This is a genomic window from Paraburkholderia sp. UYCP14C (assembly GCF_004197395.1).
Classification (GTDB): Bacteria; Pseudomonadota; Gammaproteobacteria; order Burkholderiales; family Burkholderiaceae; genus Paraburkholderia.
Window position 1 is genome coordinate 16,900 of the sequence record NZ_SELS01000027.1, and the last position, 16,033, is coordinate 32,932.

Here is a 16,033-nt window from a genome sequence, read left to right on the forward strand (position 1 = left end):
ATCAGCGAGGGGACGAGGCGCGATGCCTGAACAACTGTGGTTGCCCGGGCTCGAGGCGCCGGCCCCGCTCACCGACGGGCTCTTTTTCGCGGTTTATCCCGATGCCAACTCCGCAGCCGGTATGGCGAAGTTCGCACAGCAGGTCTGTGCGGAGGTGCATGGGCGCAGCCGCGTGCGCGGTAAGCCACTCGCGGCGAACCGCTTGCACGTGACGCTGAGGCATCTCGGCAATTTCGCGGGCGGCTTGCCGGCGGATGTGGTCGAGGCGGCGAAGCGGGCGGCCGCGGCGGTCAGCATGGCGCCGTTCACGGTCGAATTCGACGCGCTCGCCAGCTTTGCGAAAAGGCCGCGGCTCGGGCCGGCGGTGCTGGTCGGCGAGCACGGGGTGCGCGGGCTGCAGGCACTTCACGATGCGCTCGAAGCGGGCTTGCGGGAGGACGGCATCGAGCCTGACGCGCGCTTTACGCCGCACGTGACGCTGGCCTATGGGATGCCGTGGATCGAGCGCCGCCCGGCCGAGCCGGCGTGCTGGAATGTACGGGAGTTTGCGCTGATGCACAGCCTGCTTGGACGAACCCGGCATCTTGTCCTCGCGCGGTGGCCGTTGGTGGGGTAGAGCGGAGGGGCAGGGGACGCGCGTCGACCACGCGCGATGTCGGATTCGCCGCCGTTTCGTGAGGGAGCTGGTTAGAACCGCACGCTCGTCCCGCAACCTCCGGCATAGGCCCCGCCGCTCGCTGCGGCGCCGCCGCAAAAGACTCCGCATCCGGAAAGCAGCGCGGCCGCCGCAAGCGCGGCTAACACGGTGCGCACGCCGATGCGCCGCGACTCGCGCGGGCTCGTTTGCGGGGTCCGCGCGGCGCAGACCGGACCCGGATTCGCGACGGGAAAAGTACTGGAGTGGCCGATCGGATTGAATGGCATCGCGACATCGACGTCGATGGCAGGGACACACCCGCACGCCGCGCCGGCTAAATGCCGCGCGAGTTGGACGACTTGACGACTCACTCTAAGTCCACGCGGAAGCACGGTCAAATGCCGAACGACCGGCAAATCGGCGTTTTTATGCCGTCAAGTGAGCGCTGAACGCCCGTGCGCTCCCTGATAGAATGCTCGGGCCGCAACGTTGTGGATAGCAGATGAAATTGCTTGATGCGCTTGTCGAACAGCGTATTGCCGCCGCCGCCGCGCGCGGAGAGTTCGACGATTTACCTGGTGCGGGTGCGCCGCTACCCCTCGAAGACGATGCGTTGGTGCCGGAAGAGGTGCGCGTCGCCAACCGGATTCTGAAAAACGCGGGCTTCGTGCCGCCCGCCGTCGAGCAGCTTCGCGCGTTGCGCGACCTGCAAACGGAGCTGAATGCCGTGAGCGATCAGGCGACCCGTTGCCGTCTCCAGGCGCGCATGCTCGCGCTCGATATGGCGCTCGAATCGCTGCGCGGCGGCCCGATGGTCCTGCCGCGCGAATATTGCCGCCGCATCGCCGAGCGTCTGTCTGAGCGAGTGGGCAATGTCGACGTGGCCGGCGCGGGTTCGCAGTGAACGAGCCGCTCGTGTGTGCCGCCTCGACCGGCTTGACGGCGCAAGCCGAGGACGGCGAAAGATCCGCTGGTGCTAGCGTCGGCGCGGTCTGCGGGCCGACGGCGGATCATGCCGCGGCCGCTCCCGCCATCCCTTCCGTAACTCCCGAGCCTGCCATCACTTCCGAACGCGACCTGCGCTTCATGGCGCTTGCTCAGGCCGCCGCCGAGCAGGCGCGCGCAGCCGGCGAAGTGCCGGTCGGTGCGGTGCTCGTGCGTGGCGATGAAGTCATCGCGTCGGGCTTCAATCATCCAATCGGCGCGCACGATCCGTCCGCCCACGCCGAAATGGTCGCGCTGCGCGCCGCCGCGCAGTCGCTCGAAAACTACCGCCTGCCGGGTTGCGAGCTCTATGTGACGCTCGAGCCTTGCCTGATGTGTGCCGGCGCGATCATGCACGCGCGCATCGCACGTGTCGTGTTCGGCGCGCGCGATCCAAAAACCGGCGCGTGCGGCAGCGTGGTCGATGCGTTCGCGAATCCTCAGTTGAACCATCACACGATGGTCAGCGGCGGCGTCCTGGAAGCCGAATGCGGTGCCGCGCTCAGATCGTTTTTCGCCGAGCGGCGTCGGGCGAGCCGGGAAGCGCGCGCGGCGGCGCGGGGTGAAGCGGTTGAAGCGGTTGCACCGGGTGAAGCGGGTGAAACGGCTGCTGACAACGCCGCAAATAGCGCCACGAACACTGCCACACCCTCCAGCAGCGAACCGCCCCCAACCAAGCCGCTCTAAAACCACAACGCCCAACGGGTCTCGCCATGACCGCTCATCGCACCATCGAACTGATTGCGCCATCCGGCTATCCGCACGATCCGGAGGTGCTGCATCGCGCGTTGCATCGCCTGCGTACGCAGGGGCATCGTGTCGACGGCGAGGAGGCCGCGAAGCGCCGCTATCAGCGCTTCGCCGGCACTGACGGCGAGCGTGCGGCCGATCTGAACCGGCTCGCCGATCCCTCGCGCGAGTTGCCCGATGTCGTGCTGGCCGTGCGCGGCGGCTACGGCGCGGTGCGGATCCTGCACGGTCTCGACTACGAAGGGCTGCAGCGGCGGCTTGCCGATCAGCCGATCGCGCTGGTCGGTCACAGCGACTTCACCGCGATCCAACTGGCGCTGCTCGCGCGCGCCGGCTTGAAAACTTTCGGCGGCCCGATGCTGATGAGCGATTTCGGCGCCGAGGAACTCAGCGAATTCACGATGCGGCATTTCTGGTCGGCGTTGACGCAGCCGACCGTCACGGTCGCGAGCAACACCCCGCAAGCGCAGAGCGTCGACGTAACGGGCACGCTGTGGGGCGGCAATCTGGCGGTGGTGGCGTCGCTGGTCGGCACGCCGTATATGCCGCCGGTGCAGGGCGGCATCCTGTTCGTCGAGGACGTCAACGAGCAGCCGTTCCGCATCGAGCGGATGATCTATCAGCTGCACCTGGCCGGCATCCTCGCGCAGCAGAAGGCGCTCGTGCTCGGCGATTTCTCGGGCGGCAGACCTTACGACTACGACAACGGCTACGACCTGCACGCGATGGTCGAGCAAGTGCGCTCGACCATCGGCATTCCGGTCGTGACGGGGCTGCAGTTCGGGCACGTGCACAACATGGTGACGCTGCCGGTCGGCGCTAACGCGCATCTGGTCGCCGATGCGCATGGCTTCAGGCTGACGGCGTCGGGCTATCCGAGCCTTGCCTGAAGCGGCTCGGACGGGGCAGAGGCGGGCGCATCGGCCGCTTTTTTTCAACCCAGCAACGCAACTAACTGTCAGCGTTTGAACCCTCACCAGCTCTCACACCCGCCGCCAATGTCTTCAGTTTTTGTTGACAAAAACTGGCCGACAACAATCGGCGTGGCATCGACAAAACGGGGTAAGATTCCCGTCAGACGCCCATGCAGCTTGGCTTGCAGACTTTCTCTGACGCAACGCAGCACCGAAACTGTCGAAAATCGACGCAAAAATTGTTGACAATATTTGTGTCCGTCCTATGATGACCAACATACCGAGACGCCAATCATGTCCGACCTTGAATCCGCCGCGAACAGTTCGAAGCCCGAAGCAATCGCCGAGCGCATCCGCGCGGCGATCCTCGAGCACCGGCTGGCACCCGGGGCGAAACTCACCGAAGCTCAGCTCTGCGAAGTATTCGGTGTGAAACGCGGCCCGATCCGGCAGGCGCTGTCGCAGCTGGCGGGTGAGCGCCTCGTCGACCTCGAGCCGAATCGTGGCGCGTTCGTCGCGAGTCCGTCGTTGCAGGAAGTGCATGAGGTGTTCGAAATGCGCCGCATCATCGAGCTGGCCGTCGTCGAAAAGATCTGTAGCGGACACGGCATTCGGCGCCTGAAGAATATCGGCGGCATGATCGGCCGCGAACGCAAGGCGTTCGAAACGCGGGATTTTCCGGCATGGATCCGCTTGTCGGGCGAGTTTCATACGGAGCTCGCGAACCTGGCTGGCAACTCGGTGTTGTGCGATTGCCTGAACGGACTGGTCGCGCGTTCCACGCTGATCTCCGCGCTGTACGAGTCGCTCGGACGCAGCTCGTGCTCGTTCGAGGACCATGAAGCGATTCTCGCCGCGCTCGACGCCGGCGATGCGAAGCAGGCGGCGGCGCTGATGTCGCGCCATCTGCAAAGCGTCGAGTTGAAGATGCTGGAACGCCCCGCGCGCGGGGCGGCGGATCTGCATGAAGTATTCGGCGCGCTCGCGCCGAAAGAAACATCCACGTAGACAGCCGAAGCCGGCTCCACGCCAGGCTGAGGCAAGCGGCAAGCGAGCGCCCGTTGGTGGTGCGCGCCGCACTGAATTGAACTGAACCAATAGATGCACGGCAGGGCGGCCTCGCGTGAGCGCCGCCGGCCTGAACACGCACGTCCGTCGTGAGACGACGGAGTTTCGGGTAGCGACGCATCGCCGGAAATCCGCGGCGGCCGGCGATGCGACAACCACAAGTACTTCAGTACGGAGACACGCGCGGCACGGTCCGGGACCACGGAGCCGACTTCTTCGACCCAAGCGGGGCGGGAAGCGAGCAACTGGCATGACCGATGCAACGTCCGTCGATGCTTTTTCGACGGTCCCTATCCAAAGGAGGAATCATGGCTCAGTTCAGTGCAGCGCCAGGCAGTCACCCCATCACCAGCTATCCGGAGGGCACGGCTCAAGCCGATTCGTCGATGCCGGCCGGCTACAGCGAGCGGCTCTACAACGAGGACCTTGCGCCGCTGCACGCGCAGACCTGGAACGCGTACAACATCTTCGCGTTCTGGATGTCGGACGTGCATAGCGTCGGCGGCTATGTATTCGCGGGGAGTCTCTTCGCGCTCGGCCTGACGAGCTGGCAAGTGCTGGTGTCGCTGCTGATCGGCATCACGCTGGTGAACGTGCTGTGCAACCTGATCGCGAAGCCGAGCCAGATGAATGGCGTGCCGTACCCGGTCGCGTGCCGCGCGACCTTCGGTGTGCTCGGAGCGAATGTTCCCGCGGTGATCCGCGGCTTGATCGCGGTCGCGTGGTACGGCATCCAGACCTATCTGGCGTCGAGCGCGCTCGTGATCGTCGTGCTGAAGTTCGTGCCGCAACTGTTGCCCTATGCGGACGTGCATCGGCATGGTCTGCTCGGTCTGTCGACACTCGGCTGGGCCGGCTTCATGCTGCTGTGGGTACTGCAGGCGCTGGTGTTCTGGCACGGCATGGAGACCATCAAGAAGTTCATCGACTTCGCCGGGCCGGCCGTGTATGTGGTGATGTTCATTCTCGCCGGCTACATGGTGTATCGCGCAGGCTTGCACAACATCGGTATCAACCTGGGCGGCGTCAAATATCACGGCATGGAAGTGGTGCCGGTGATGATCACGGCGATCTCGCTGGTGGTGTCGTACTTCTCCGGACCGATGCTGAATTTCGGCGACTTCTCGCGCTACGGCAAGAGCTTTCGCAGCGTCAAGCGCGGCAACTTCTGGGGCCTGCCGGTCAACTTCCTCGCGTTCTCGCTGGTGACGGTGATCACGACGGCGGCCACGCTGCCGGTGTTCGGCGAACTGATTACGGACCCGGTCGAAACGGTGGGCCGCATCGACTATCCGATGGCGGTGATTCTCGGCGCGCTGACCTTCACGATCGCCACGATCGGCATCAACATCGTCGCTAACTTCGTGTCGCCGGCTTTCGACTTCTCGAACGTCGCGCCGCGTCTGATCAGCTGGCGCGCCGGCGGCATGCTCGCGGCGGTCGCGTCGATCTTCATCACGCCGTGGAACCTGTTCAACAATCCGGCCGTGATCCACTACACGCTCGACGTGCTCGGCAGCTTCATCGGACCTTTGTACGGCGTCCTGATCGTCGACTTCTACCTCGTCAAGCGCCAGAAGATCGTGCTCGACGATCTGTACACGGTCGCGCCGAGCGGTTCGTACTGGTATCGCAACGGCGTCAACTATCGGGCGGTGGCCGCGTTGCTGCCGGCCGCGCTGATCGCGGTGATCTGCGTGATGGTGCCGGGGCTCGACGGCTGCGCGAACTTCTCGTGGTTCATCGGCGCGGGACTCGCTGCGCTGTTTTACCGGATCCTCGCCCGCTGAGCTTCACGAAGCACCAGGTTTTCGCCGCTGCAACAACGAGTCGAACAGGAGTCGCCATGCGTATCAAACTGATCAATCCGAACACGACCCACCGCATGACCGAGGCGATGGGGCGCTGCGCGCGCGACGTCGCCGCGCCCGGCACCGAAGTGATCGCCGTCAATCCGACGATGGGCCCGCCGTCGATCGAGGGCTATTACGACGAAGCGCTCGCCACGCCGGGTCTGCTCGCCGAAGTCGCGGCGGGCGAACGGGAAGGCTGCGACGGCTACGTGATCGCGTGCTTCGGCGACCCCGGTCTCTATGCGGCGCGCGAGTTGGCGCGCGGCCCGGTGATCGGCATCGCCGAAGCGGCGATGCACGCGGCGAGCGTGCTCGCGCCGGGCTTTTCGGTCGTGACGACGCTCGCGCGCACCTGCGGCATGGCCTGGCATCTGGCCGAGCGCTACGGTATGAAGCGCTTCTGCCGCAACGTGCGGGCGACCGACGTCGCCGTGCTCGATCTCGACAAGCCGGGTTCGGCGGCGCGCCGCATCATCCTCGACGAATGCCGCCGCGCGCTCGACGAGGACGGCTCGGATGCGATCGTGCTCGGTTGTGCGGGCATGGCCGAGCTGTGCGCGGAGATCGAGGACGCACTCGGCGCGCCGGTGATCGAAGGCGTGACGGCGGCCGTCAAATGGACCGAGGCGCTGGTGGCGCTGCGTCTCGCGACGGCCAAGCGCGGCGACTACGCGCGCCCGCTCGCGAAGCGCTACGACGGCGCGCTCGCCTCGTTCAGCCCGGGCGCGGACGACTCCATCGCCGCGCAAGCCGAACGTAATCCGGCCACTCTGCGCGCCGCGCCGCGGGTAAACGCCGAGTCGGCGGACTCGCACATACACTCGGTGTAACACGCACTATCTGCCCCGCTGTATGGGCGCACCGGGGTGTTTTAGCTACACTGGTTCAACTCGGTGCGGCGGCTTCGGCTGCCGCTGAAGCCTCCGTCAAGCGTCTTCGTGAGCAAATCGCGCCGCCGCTGCCGAGGGGTTTCGAGCCGCGGCGGTCCTCAAGTCAATCATGCGGCCCGCCCGAGCTTCACGCGAATTCCTGGCCCCGTCACTACGCATCCGTCAAACCATGCCACTCGACCCGAACTACCCACGCGATCTGATCGGCTACGGCCGCCACCCGGTGCAGGCGAACTGGCCGGGCCGAGCGCGCGTCGCGGTGCAATTCGTCCTCAACTACGAAGAGGGCGGCGAAAACTGCGTGCTGCACGGCGATTCCGGTTCCGAGCAGTTCCTGTCGGAGATCGTGGGCGCGGCGTCGTATCCGGCGCGGCACATGAGCATGGAGTCGATCTACGAATACGGCTCGCGCGCGGGCGTGTGGCGCATCCTGCGCGAATTCGAAAAGCGCAAGCTGCCGCTGACGGTATTCGGCGTCGGCATGGCGATCGAACGGCATCCGGAAGTTGCGCGGGCGTTCGTCGAACTCGGGCATGAGATCGCTTGCCACGGCTATCGCTGGATTCACTATCAGGACATGTCGCCGGAGAAGGAAGCAGAGCACATGCGCCTCGGCATGCAGGCGATCGAGCGCGTGACCGGCGTGCGGCCGCTCGGCTGGTACACCGGCCGCGACAGTCCGAACACGCATCGGCTGGTCGCCGAATATGGCGGCTTCCTGTACGACTCCGATTACTACGGCGACGACCTGCCGTTCTGGATGGACGTCGAAGTATCGGGCGGCAAGAGCGTGCCGCAACTGATCGTGCCGTACACGCTCGACACCAACGACATGCGCTTCGCCACCCCGCAAGGCTTCAACACCGCGGACCACTTCTTCACCTACCTGCGCGACGCATTCGACGTGCTGTACGAAGAGGGCGACGAAGCGCCGAAGATGCTGTCGATCGGCATGCACTGCCGGCTGCTCGGGCGGCCGGGACGTTTTCGCGCGCTGCAGCGCTTTCTCGATCACATCGAGCAGCACGATCGCGTATGGGTGTCGCGGCGCGTCGATATCGCGCGGCACTGGCACGAAACTCATCCTTACCAACAAGACAACCGCGAGGCGGCGGCATGAAGGCGATGCAATACACCCTGGACCAACTCAACCGCATCTCGACCGACGCCTTCGTCGCGGCGCTGTCGGGCATCTTCGAGCACTCGCCGTGGGTCGCGGAGATTGCGGCGCAGGAGCGGCCGTTCGCGAGCATCGACGAGCTGCATCGCAGGATGTCGCAGATCGTCGAAACCTCGGGAGAAGACAGGCAGCTCGCGCTGATCAACGCGCACCCGGAGCTGGCCGGCAAGGCCGCCGTGCGCGGCGAGCTGACGGCGGAATCGACGCGCGAGCAAAGCGGCGCGGGCCTCGCGCAATGCACGCAGGAAGAGTTCGACAAGCTGCTGGCGCTCAACCACGCATATCGCGAGAAATTCGGCTTTCCGTTCATTCTCGCGGTGCGCGGCTATGACCGCCACGGCATCATCGCGAACTTCGAATCGCGCGTGAACAATAGCCGCACCGACGAAATGCGCGCGAGCCTCGATCAGATCTATCGCATTGCACGTTTCCGGCTCGACGACCTGATCAGCGCGTGACGCGCATCGCGTCACGCAGCGAGCCGCAACGTTTTTTTCGCACCAATCGATATCAAGGACGACAAAGATGGCACTTCCGATTCTCGACCCCAACGCACCGGAATTCACGCGCCGTTACGTGAATCTGGCGGACCCGCGTCTGGGCGCGCAGGCGCTCGAGGCCAGCGACGAATTCTTCGCGTCTAAAGACCGCATGCTGAATCCGGAACCGGCCGTCTTCATTCCGGGCAAGTACGACAACAACGGCAAATGGATGGACGGCTGGGAAACGCGCCGCAAGCGCACGACCGGCTACGACTGGTGCGTCGTCAAGCTCGCGCGGCCCGGCGTGATCAAGGGGCTCGACCTCGACACCAGCCATTTCACCGGCAACTTCCCGCCGGCGGCGTCGGTGGAAGCGGCGCGCGTGGTGGATGGCGAGCCGAACCAGGCGACGCAATGGACCGAGATCGTGCCGTCGACCACCCTGCAGGGCAATAGCCACCACTACCTCGAAGTCGGCGACGCGAATGCGTATACGCATCTGCGCGTGAACATCTATCCGGACGGCGGCATCGCGCGTCTGCGGGTGTACGGTCAGCCGCAGGTGGACTGGGCGACTGCGAGCCGCACCGAGCAGTTCGATCTCGCGGCGATGGAAAACGGCGCGTATCTGGTCGGCGCGAACAACCAGCACTTCGGCGCGGCCTCTACGCTGCTGATGCCGGGCCGCGGCGTGAACATGGGTGACGGTTGGGAAACGCGTCGTCGCCGCGAGCCGGGCAACGACTGGGCGATCATCGCGCTCGCGCAGCCGGGCGTGATCCGCAAGATCGAAGTCGACACCGCGCACTTCAAGGGCAATTATCCGGATCGCTGCTCGATCCAGGCCGCGTACGTGAAGGGCGGCACCGACAGCTCGCTGGTCACGCAGGCGATGTTCTGGCCGGTGCTGCTCGGCGAACAGAAGCTGCAGATGGACAAGCAGCATTTCTTCGAAAGCGAGATCGCGGCGCTCGGGCCCGTCACGCATGTGCGCTTCAACATCTATCCGGACGGCGGTGTGTCGCGTCTGCGTCTGTGGGGTACGCTCGAATGAAAACGCTCGCTATCGAACCGCTGACGAAAGAGGCGTTCGCCGCATTCGGCGACGTGATAGAACTCGAAGGCGCGAAGCAGATTCCGATCAACCTCGGCACGACGATCCGTTATCACGACCTCGCGAAAGTCGACGTGACCGACGAGCACGGCCGCACGCTGGTCAATCTGTTTCGTGGTCAGCCGCGCACGCTGCCGTTCGAAGTGAAGATGCTGGAGCGTCATCCGCTCGGCAGTCAGGCGTTCGTGCCGCTGAACGACAAGCCGTATCTGGTCGTCGTCGCGCCTGTGGGCGAGCTCGACGAGACGCAGATCCGCGCGTTCGTCACGAGCGGCTGGCAGGGCGTCAACTATGCGAAAGGCGTGTGGCACCATCCGCTGATCGCGTTGGGCGAGGTGAGCGACTTCATCGTCGTCGATCGTGGCGGGGAGGGGCTCAATCTGAACGAGCAGGATCTGGCGGAGTCGCTGTGGCTCACGGAAGATGCGTTGAGCGCGGTGGCGGTTTGACGGCAATCCAGCTGCCGGGCAACCGGTAGCGTTGTGGTTTTAAGAAAAAGCCCGCGGCGTGCGTTACGTCGCGGGCTTTTTTGCATCGCTGGCGATCACTTGCGCCTGCCAAGCAGCGGCGAATGCCCGATCACCTCCCTCGACCGCTCGGGCGGCTCGGGCGCCGAAAATCCCGCCGCTTCGATGGCCGGCTTGAGCCCCCTGAATTGCAGGCTCTTCTTTGGCGATCGCAACGAGGTCATGCCGTCGTCCCACGCGTGCAGCATCTGCTTGGCGACCGTGCGCCACTGCGGTTCGTTGCGCGCGGCTTCGATCAACTCGTGTCCGACGTCGACAGCCGAGTCGCACAGCGCTTCGACCATCTGCGCATATTGCCGCGGAGCGATGCCCATGCGCGTGTTGAAAAAGCGTTCGAGCGTCTTACCCGCTGCCCAGGTTTTGCGGCCGTCAACGGCCAGGCCCGGCGGATTGGCCGCGAAGCGCGGATAAGCCTGCGTCGTCACGACATCGTAGACGGGCGTGAACGCGACGTCGTCGACCGACGTATAGAACAATGCGACGTTCTTGGTGTGGCAGTCCGCATTACGCACGACGTAGTTGGTCAGCAGATGCCAGCCGAACTGCTGGAGCTGCACGCGCATGGTGTCGCGATCGAGCAGATACGCTCTCGCCGCGTTGAGCATTTTCTCGCTGGTCGAATTGTATTTTTCGTGCGGCGGCAAACCGAGCAGGCCGCACAGGTCTTCGACGCCGTACGCCGGCAGGCCTTCTGCGTCGACATCGAAGCGCTCGACGATCAGGGCCCGGCCATCGTCCGACATCTGCGTGCGCGCAACCGGCGCCACCCGCAGCCGCTCCAGCACCCGCATCGAATAGAACTCGTTGAAGCCGAGAAAGGGCGTGTTGTCGTCCGAGCCTTTGACGATGTGTCGGCTGGTTCGAATCGTCGGCTTGCCGAGCTGCAACGGTGTCGACGCGGAAGACGGCTGCGCTTCCGGCGCGATGAACTTCGGCACGACGCCCGAAATGGCCGCTCGTGCATATTCACGTACGAGCCGGGCGAAATGTTCGGCGGTGTTGTCGCCGTGCAGGATGTGCTGGACGTCGAGCGCCTGGAGCTCGGTCCCCGGCGCGACACCTTCGGGCGTGACGGTGACCCGGCCGATTCCCATCGAACCGACGACGGCGAGCAGTGACAGATCGGTTCCGTCGAGCAAGGGCCCGAACTGCTCGCGGATCAGATTCAGCAGGTAGCCTTCGGGCAGGTTCTGCCGGAAAAACGGATGCAGGTCGCGCGGCCAGCGCCAGGCCTCTTCGCGCACCGGCATCGTCAGACTGACGAAGTCGGCCGCGCTCGCATCGCGGTTGTATTTGAGGACATAGTCGTCTCGCTCGCGAAACAGCGTGGCAACGTTCCTGCCTAGCACCTGAACGTCGAGCTTCATGGCTGCGCGTCCGGGCTGCGCTGCTCAGCGAGGATGTCTTCCAGCGTGCGACCATGTCCATGCGCGACGAACTTGAGGTCGTAGCCGGCAGCCTCGAGCAGGCGCACCAGCACGGAAACACTCATATCGTTCTTTGCGAGCGTCTCCATCCGCGCGACGGTCGTGCGAGCCACGCCCGCGCGGCGTGCAAGTTCTTCCTGCGAGAGTTTGCTGTCGCGTCGTACGGCTTTGAGCATGTCCGAGACATCGGCGAGGTTGGTCATTTGTAGCCCCAAGGCGTCACATTCGGCGAATATGACATTTATTGTAGCCCAAGAGGCACAGTAAGATTATTTGAATTTGTGCCTTTAGGGCTACATTTTGTGTGTTTTGGCCAGTTTTTGTAGCCTTAGGGCAGCAAAATGATCTGTCGATACCGCCGACTGCACCCGCCGCGATCCCCAAACGACAACGGGCTTGCCGCTCTCGCGACAAGCCCGCTTCCATTCCTGCCTCTACTTCGGCACCGGATCCGTGATCCGGAACGACGTCCTTACTTCGCCGCGCCGCCTTCGAACCACGCGGCGATCTTCATCCGCTCGTCGTCGGTCATGTGCGTGACGTTACCCAGCGGCATCGCCTTCAGCGTGACCGCCTGCTGATAAATGCGCTGCGCGTTCTGCGAGATTTCGTCGGGCGTATCCATCAGCACGCCGGCGGGCGCGCTGCCCATCATCGTCGGATGCGCGGAGTGGCAGGCCACGCAGCGCTGCTGCAGCACCGGCGCGATGTCGGCGACCTTCAGCGTCGGCGCGTTGGCGGCCTGCGCCGTCGGCACCACCGGACGCGGCATGGTCCACACGAGCGCCGTGCACATCAGCGCGACGCCGACGAGCGGCAGATACCACAACACCTGACCGCGATGGCGCATCACGAAGAACTGACGGATCAGCGCACCGGCCAGCATGATGACGACGAGCACCGCCCAGTTGTACGGATGCGTGTAGGTCATCGCGTAGTGGTTCGACAGCATCGCAAACACGACCGGCAGCGTGAAATACGTGTTGTGCACCGAGCGCTGCTTGCCGCGCTTGCCGTAGATCGGGTTCGGCGTGTCGCCCTTGAGCATCGCGTCGACCATCTTGCGCTGGCCGGGAATGATCACGAAGAACACGTTGGCCGACATGATCGTCGCGAGCATCGCGCCCATGATCAGATACGCCGCACGGCCCGCGAAGATATGGCAGGCGAGATACGCCGCGATCAGCACGTAGGCGCCGACGCAGACGCCGAGCAGCTTGTCGCGGGTGCCGAGAACGCGGCACAGCGAGTCGTAGACGATCCAGCCGGCCGCGAGGAAACCGATCGCGGACGCGACGGCGACCACCGGCCCCATGTCGAGCACGTTCTTGTCGATCAGGTAAGTGCTCGGCGAGAACAGATACAGCACGGTGAACAGACCGAAGCCGGACATCCAGGTCGTGTACGACGGCCACTTCGACCAGTGCAGGTCGTCGGGCATTTCGGGCGGCGCGACCGTGTACTTCTGCATGTTGTAGAAGCCGCCGCCGTGCACGTGCCACAGCTCGCCGAATACGCCTCGGCGGCGCTGGTTCGGATCGGTCGGCGGTTTCAGGCTATTGTCGAGCGCGACGAAATAGAACGATTCGCCGATCCATGCAATGGCGGCGATGACGTGGAACCAGCGAATCGCGAGGTTCAACCAGTCGGTGATAAAGCCTTCCATGAAACTCCTCCACTTCTGATTCGTTGTGCGCGCGATGACGGTCGATATCGCCGGTCATCGCGCCGACTGCGGGGTAAAAGACGCAGCGCGGGTTGTTATGGGTATCGCGGGGCATCCGCTGATTCATGCCGTGCAGCTGATCGCGTTTCGCGCATGTTCGCCGGTCGTGGCTCGTGTCTCCTCCGCGGGCCCGGCGAGCATCCGCCCAATGCGATCGGGCGCGGCTCGCATCCAGCCGGGCTAGCTGCCCCGATACGTGCTGTACGAAAACGGCGACACCAGCAGCGGCACGTGATAGTGCGCGCCAGCATCGGCGACGCCGAAGCGCAGCACGACGCGATCGACGAAGCGCGGCTCCGGCACCTTGGTGCCGAGCGACGCGAAGTAGTCGCCCGCGCCGAACACGAGCTCGTACTCGCCCGCGACGAGCGCGTCGCCTTCGAGCAGCGGCTCGTCGCAGCGGCCGTCGTGATTCGTGAGCGTGGTTTTGAGTGCGCGGCGCGTGTCTCCAGCGAGCGCGAAGAGTTCGACCTTGATGCCTGCGCCGGGACGGCCGTTCGCGGTGTCGAGCACGTGGGTAGTGAGCTTGCCCATTCGCAATTGTCCTTGTGTGAATGCGAGGTGTCGGCGGCGGCCCGATCCATTACGTTTGCGGCGGATCGAGGCTCCACGTCAGTGGCTACATACCCGTCGGCGAATTGAAGCGAGCGCCGTGGCAGCCATTGTAAAAAGGTTGCTCCGTCCCGAACGCGAGCGATAGGAAAGATAATAGTTCGCGCATGATGGACGGCCAATCGAAAGCCGCGCCGGCTCATCGGCCGATCGTACCGGCGCCAAAAATGCACCACTATATTGGCGGTGTGAACCCGGGTATCGCAACCACGCGGGTTGCCAGCCGGATTTTGGCTACCGAAGGTAAGCGCTGTGCGACGCGGCCGACGCGAACCCGATGCGGTTCGCGCAAGGCGGCGGCGCAAAAACACCCGTGCGAAGGCAGTCCTTTGCCACGGAAAACCCGAAGACGGCGATTCACGCTGGGTAACCGGGCCAACGGCGTTCAACGGAACGCGGCGGCACGGTGGCGTACCGCCGCATCGCGTTCGAACGGCTTTGCATGCAGGCAACCAGGCGGACAGACGAATGACGATGAACGAAGCACTGCAACAACCCGGTAAAACGATGCTCGTGAAGCACGCGGACGTGCTCGTCACGATGGATGGCGAGCGGCGCGAACTGCGCGACGCCGGGCTGTATATCGAGGACAACCGGATCGTCGCGGTCGGACCGACCGCGCAACTGCCGCAAACGGCCGACGAAGTACTCGACCTGCGCGGCCATCTGGTGATTCCGGGGCTCGTCAACACGCATCACCACATGTACCAGAGCCTCACGCGCGCGATTCCCGCCGCGCAGAACGCCGAGCTGTTCGGCTGGCTCACGAATCTGTACAAGGTATGGGCGAACCTGACGCCCGACATGATCGAAGTGTCGACGCTGACCGCGATGGCCGAGCTGTTGCTGTCGGGCTGCACGACCTCGAGCGACCATCTGTATATCTATCCGAACGGCAGCCGTCTCGACGACAGCATCGCCGCGGCGCGCCGCATCGGCATGCGCTTTCACGCGGCGCGCGGCAGCATGAGCGTGGGACAAAAAGGCGGCGGCCTGCCGCCCGATTCGGTGGTCGAGCGCGAGGCGGACATCCTGAAGGACACGCAGCGTCTGATCGAGACGTATCACGACGATGGGCGCTACGCGATGCTGCGCGTCGTGGTCGCGCCGTGCTCGCCGTTTTCGGTGAGCCGCGACCTGATGCGCGAATCGGCGGTGCTCGCGCGCCAGTACGGCGTGTCGCTGCACACGCATCTGGCGGAGAACGTCAACGACGTCGAGTACAGCCGCGAGAAGTTCGGCATGACGCCGGCCGAGTATGCGCACGATCTCGGCTGGGTCGGCCGCGACGTATGGCATGCGCACTGCGTGCAACTCGACGACGCGGGCATCGCGCTGTTCGCGCGCACCGGCACCGGCGTCGCGCACTGTCCGTGCTCGAACATGCGGCTCGCGTCGGGCATCGCGCCGGTCAAGCGCATGCGGCTCGCGGGCGTGCCGGTTGGGCTCGGCGTCGACGGCTCGGCGTCGAACGACGGTGCGCAGATGGTCGCCGAAGTGCGCCAGGCGCTGCTGCTGCAGCGCGTCGGTTTCGGGCCCGATGCGATGACCGCGCGCGAGGCGCTCGAAATTGCGACCGTGGGCGGCGCGCGCGTGCTCAATCGCGACGACATCGGCGCGCTCGCGCCCGGCATGGCCGCCGATTTCGTTTCGTTCGATCTGCACCAGCCGCACTTTGCCGGCGCGCTGCACGATCCGGTGGCGGCGCTGGTGTTCTGCGCGCCGTCGCAGGTCAGCTATAGCGTGATCGACGGCAAGGTGGTGGTGAAGGACGGGCAGTTGGCGACGCTCGAACTCGGGCCGGTGATCGAGCGCCATAACCGGCTCGCGCGGCAGCTTTACGATGCGGCGGCTTGAGCTTGAGCTTGA

General features: G+C 64.8%; 16 protein-coding genes. 12 read left to right on the plus strand and 4 right to left on the minus strand.

The window, feature by feature from the left end:
* Positions 1–22 precede the first annotated feature (22 nt).
* From EVC45_RS23760 to EVC45_RS23815, 11 genes are all read left to right on the plus strand, one after another.
* Positions 23–616, plus strand: coding sequence for a 2'-5' RNA ligase family protein (locus EVC45_RS23760; protein WP_129960677.1), 594 nt, complete (start codon positions 23–25; stop codon positions 614–616).
* A gap of 523 nt (positions 617–1,139) precedes the next feature.
* Complete coding sequence (locus tag EVC45_RS23770) at positions 1,140–1,541, plus strand: DnaJ family domain-containing protein (protein ID WP_129960679.1); 402 nt, start codon at positions 1,140–1,142, stop codon at positions 1,539–1,541.
* A gap of 128 nt (positions 1,542–1,669) precedes the next feature.
* On the plus strand, positions 1,670–2,308 hold the full coding sequence (tadA, locus tag EVC45_RS23775) for a tRNA adenosine(34) deaminase TadA (protein WP_306770788.1): 639 nt from the start codon (positions 1,670–1,672) through the stop codon (positions 2,306–2,308).
* Positions 2,309–2,334: 26 nt separating this feature from the next.
* Entirely contained in the window at positions 2,335–3,261 is a 927-nt protein-coding gene (gene ldcA / locus EVC45_RS23780) for a muramoyltetrapeptide carboxypeptidase (protein ID WP_129960681.1), read from the plus strand.
* A gap of 318 nt (positions 3,262–3,579) precedes the next feature.
* On the plus strand, positions 3,580–4,293 hold the full coding sequence (locus tag EVC45_RS23785) for a GntR family transcriptional regulator (protein WP_129960682.1): 714 nt from the start codon (positions 3,580–3,582) through the stop codon (positions 4,291–4,293).
* A gap of 368 nt (positions 4,294–4,661) precedes the next feature.
* Positions 4,662–6,143 carry an NCS1 family nucleobase:cation symporter-1 gene (locus EVC45_RS23790; RefSeq protein ID WP_129960683.1) on the plus strand — a complete coding sequence of 494 codons (1,482 nt, stop codon included), beginning with the start codon at positions 4,662–4,664 and terminating at the stop codon, positions 6,141–6,143.
* A 56-nt stretch (positions 6,144–6,199) separates the two neighbouring features.
* Positions 6,200–7,036 carry an aspartate/glutamate racemase family protein gene (locus EVC45_RS23795; RefSeq protein WP_129960684.1) on the plus strand — a complete coding sequence of 279 codons (837 nt, stop codon included), beginning with the start codon at positions 6,200–6,202 and terminating at the stop codon, positions 7,034–7,036.
* A gap of 229 nt (positions 7,037–7,265) precedes the next feature.
* On the plus strand, positions 7,266–8,216 hold the full coding sequence (gene puuE, locus EVC45_RS23800) for an allantoinase PuuE (RefSeq protein ID WP_129960685.1): 951 nt from the start codon (positions 7,266–7,268) through the stop codon (positions 8,214–8,216).
* A complete protein-coding gene (uraD, locus tag EVC45_RS23805) occupies positions 8,213–8,734 on the plus strand; it encodes a 2-oxo-4-hydroxy-4-carboxy-5-ureidoimidazoline decarboxylase (protein WP_129960686.1) in 522 nt (173 codons plus the stop codon). Before puuE ends, uraD begins: the two co-directional genes overlap by 4 nt.
* A gap of 67 nt (positions 8,735–8,801) precedes the next feature.
* Positions 8,802–9,812, plus strand: a complete 1,011-nt coding sequence (gene alc, locus EVC45_RS23810) for an allantoicase (RefSeq protein WP_129960687.1) — start codon at positions 8,802–8,804, stop codon at positions 9,810–9,812.
* The gene (locus EVC45_RS23815; RefSeq protein WP_129960688.1) at positions 9,809–10,321 is read left to right on the plus strand and encodes an ureidoglycolate lyase; all 513 of its coding nucleotides are present in this window, start codon (positions 9,809–9,811) and stop codon (positions 10,319–10,321) included. Before alc ends, EVC45_RS23815 begins: the two co-directional genes overlap by 4 nt.
* 95 nt (positions 10,322–10,416) lie before the next feature.
* Here the strand turns inward: EVC45_RS23815 and EVC45_RS23820 are convergent, their stop codons facing one another.
* The 4 genes from EVC45_RS23820 to uraH form a co-directional block, all read right to left on the minus strand.
* The gene (locus EVC45_RS23820; protein WP_129960689.1) at positions 10,417–11,766 is read right to left on the minus strand and encodes a type II toxin-antitoxin system HipA family toxin; all 1,350 of its coding nucleotides are present in this window, start codon (positions 11,764–11,766) and stop codon (positions 10,417–10,419) included.
* A complete protein-coding gene (locus EVC45_RS23825) occupies positions 11,763–12,029 on the minus strand; it encodes a helix-turn-helix transcriptional regulator (protein WP_008920757.1) in 267 nt (88 codons plus the stop codon). The genes EVC45_RS23820 and EVC45_RS23825 overlap by 4 nt, the downstream gene beginning before the upstream one ends.
* 269 nt (positions 12,030–12,298) lie before the next feature.
* Positions 12,299–13,492, minus strand: coding sequence for a urate hydroxylase PuuD (locus EVC45_RS23830; protein WP_129960690.1), 1,194 nt, complete (start codon positions 13,490–13,492; stop codon positions 12,299–12,301).
* 240 nt (positions 13,493–13,732) lie between these two features.
* Entirely contained in the window at positions 13,733–14,086 is a 354-nt protein-coding gene (uraH, locus tag EVC45_RS23835; protein WP_129960691.1) for a hydroxyisourate hydrolase, read from the minus strand.
* Between the two features lie 546 nt (positions 14,087–14,632).
* On the opposite strand from uraH, the gene EVC45_RS23840 reads away from it, so the two are divergent.
* Positions 14,633–16,021: an 8-oxoguanine deaminase gene (locus tag EVC45_RS23840; RefSeq protein WP_129960692.1), complete on the plus strand. Its 1,389-nt coding sequence runs from the start codon at positions 14,633–14,635 to the stop codon at positions 16,019–16,021.
* Positions 16,022–16,033: the final 12 nt, after the last annotated feature.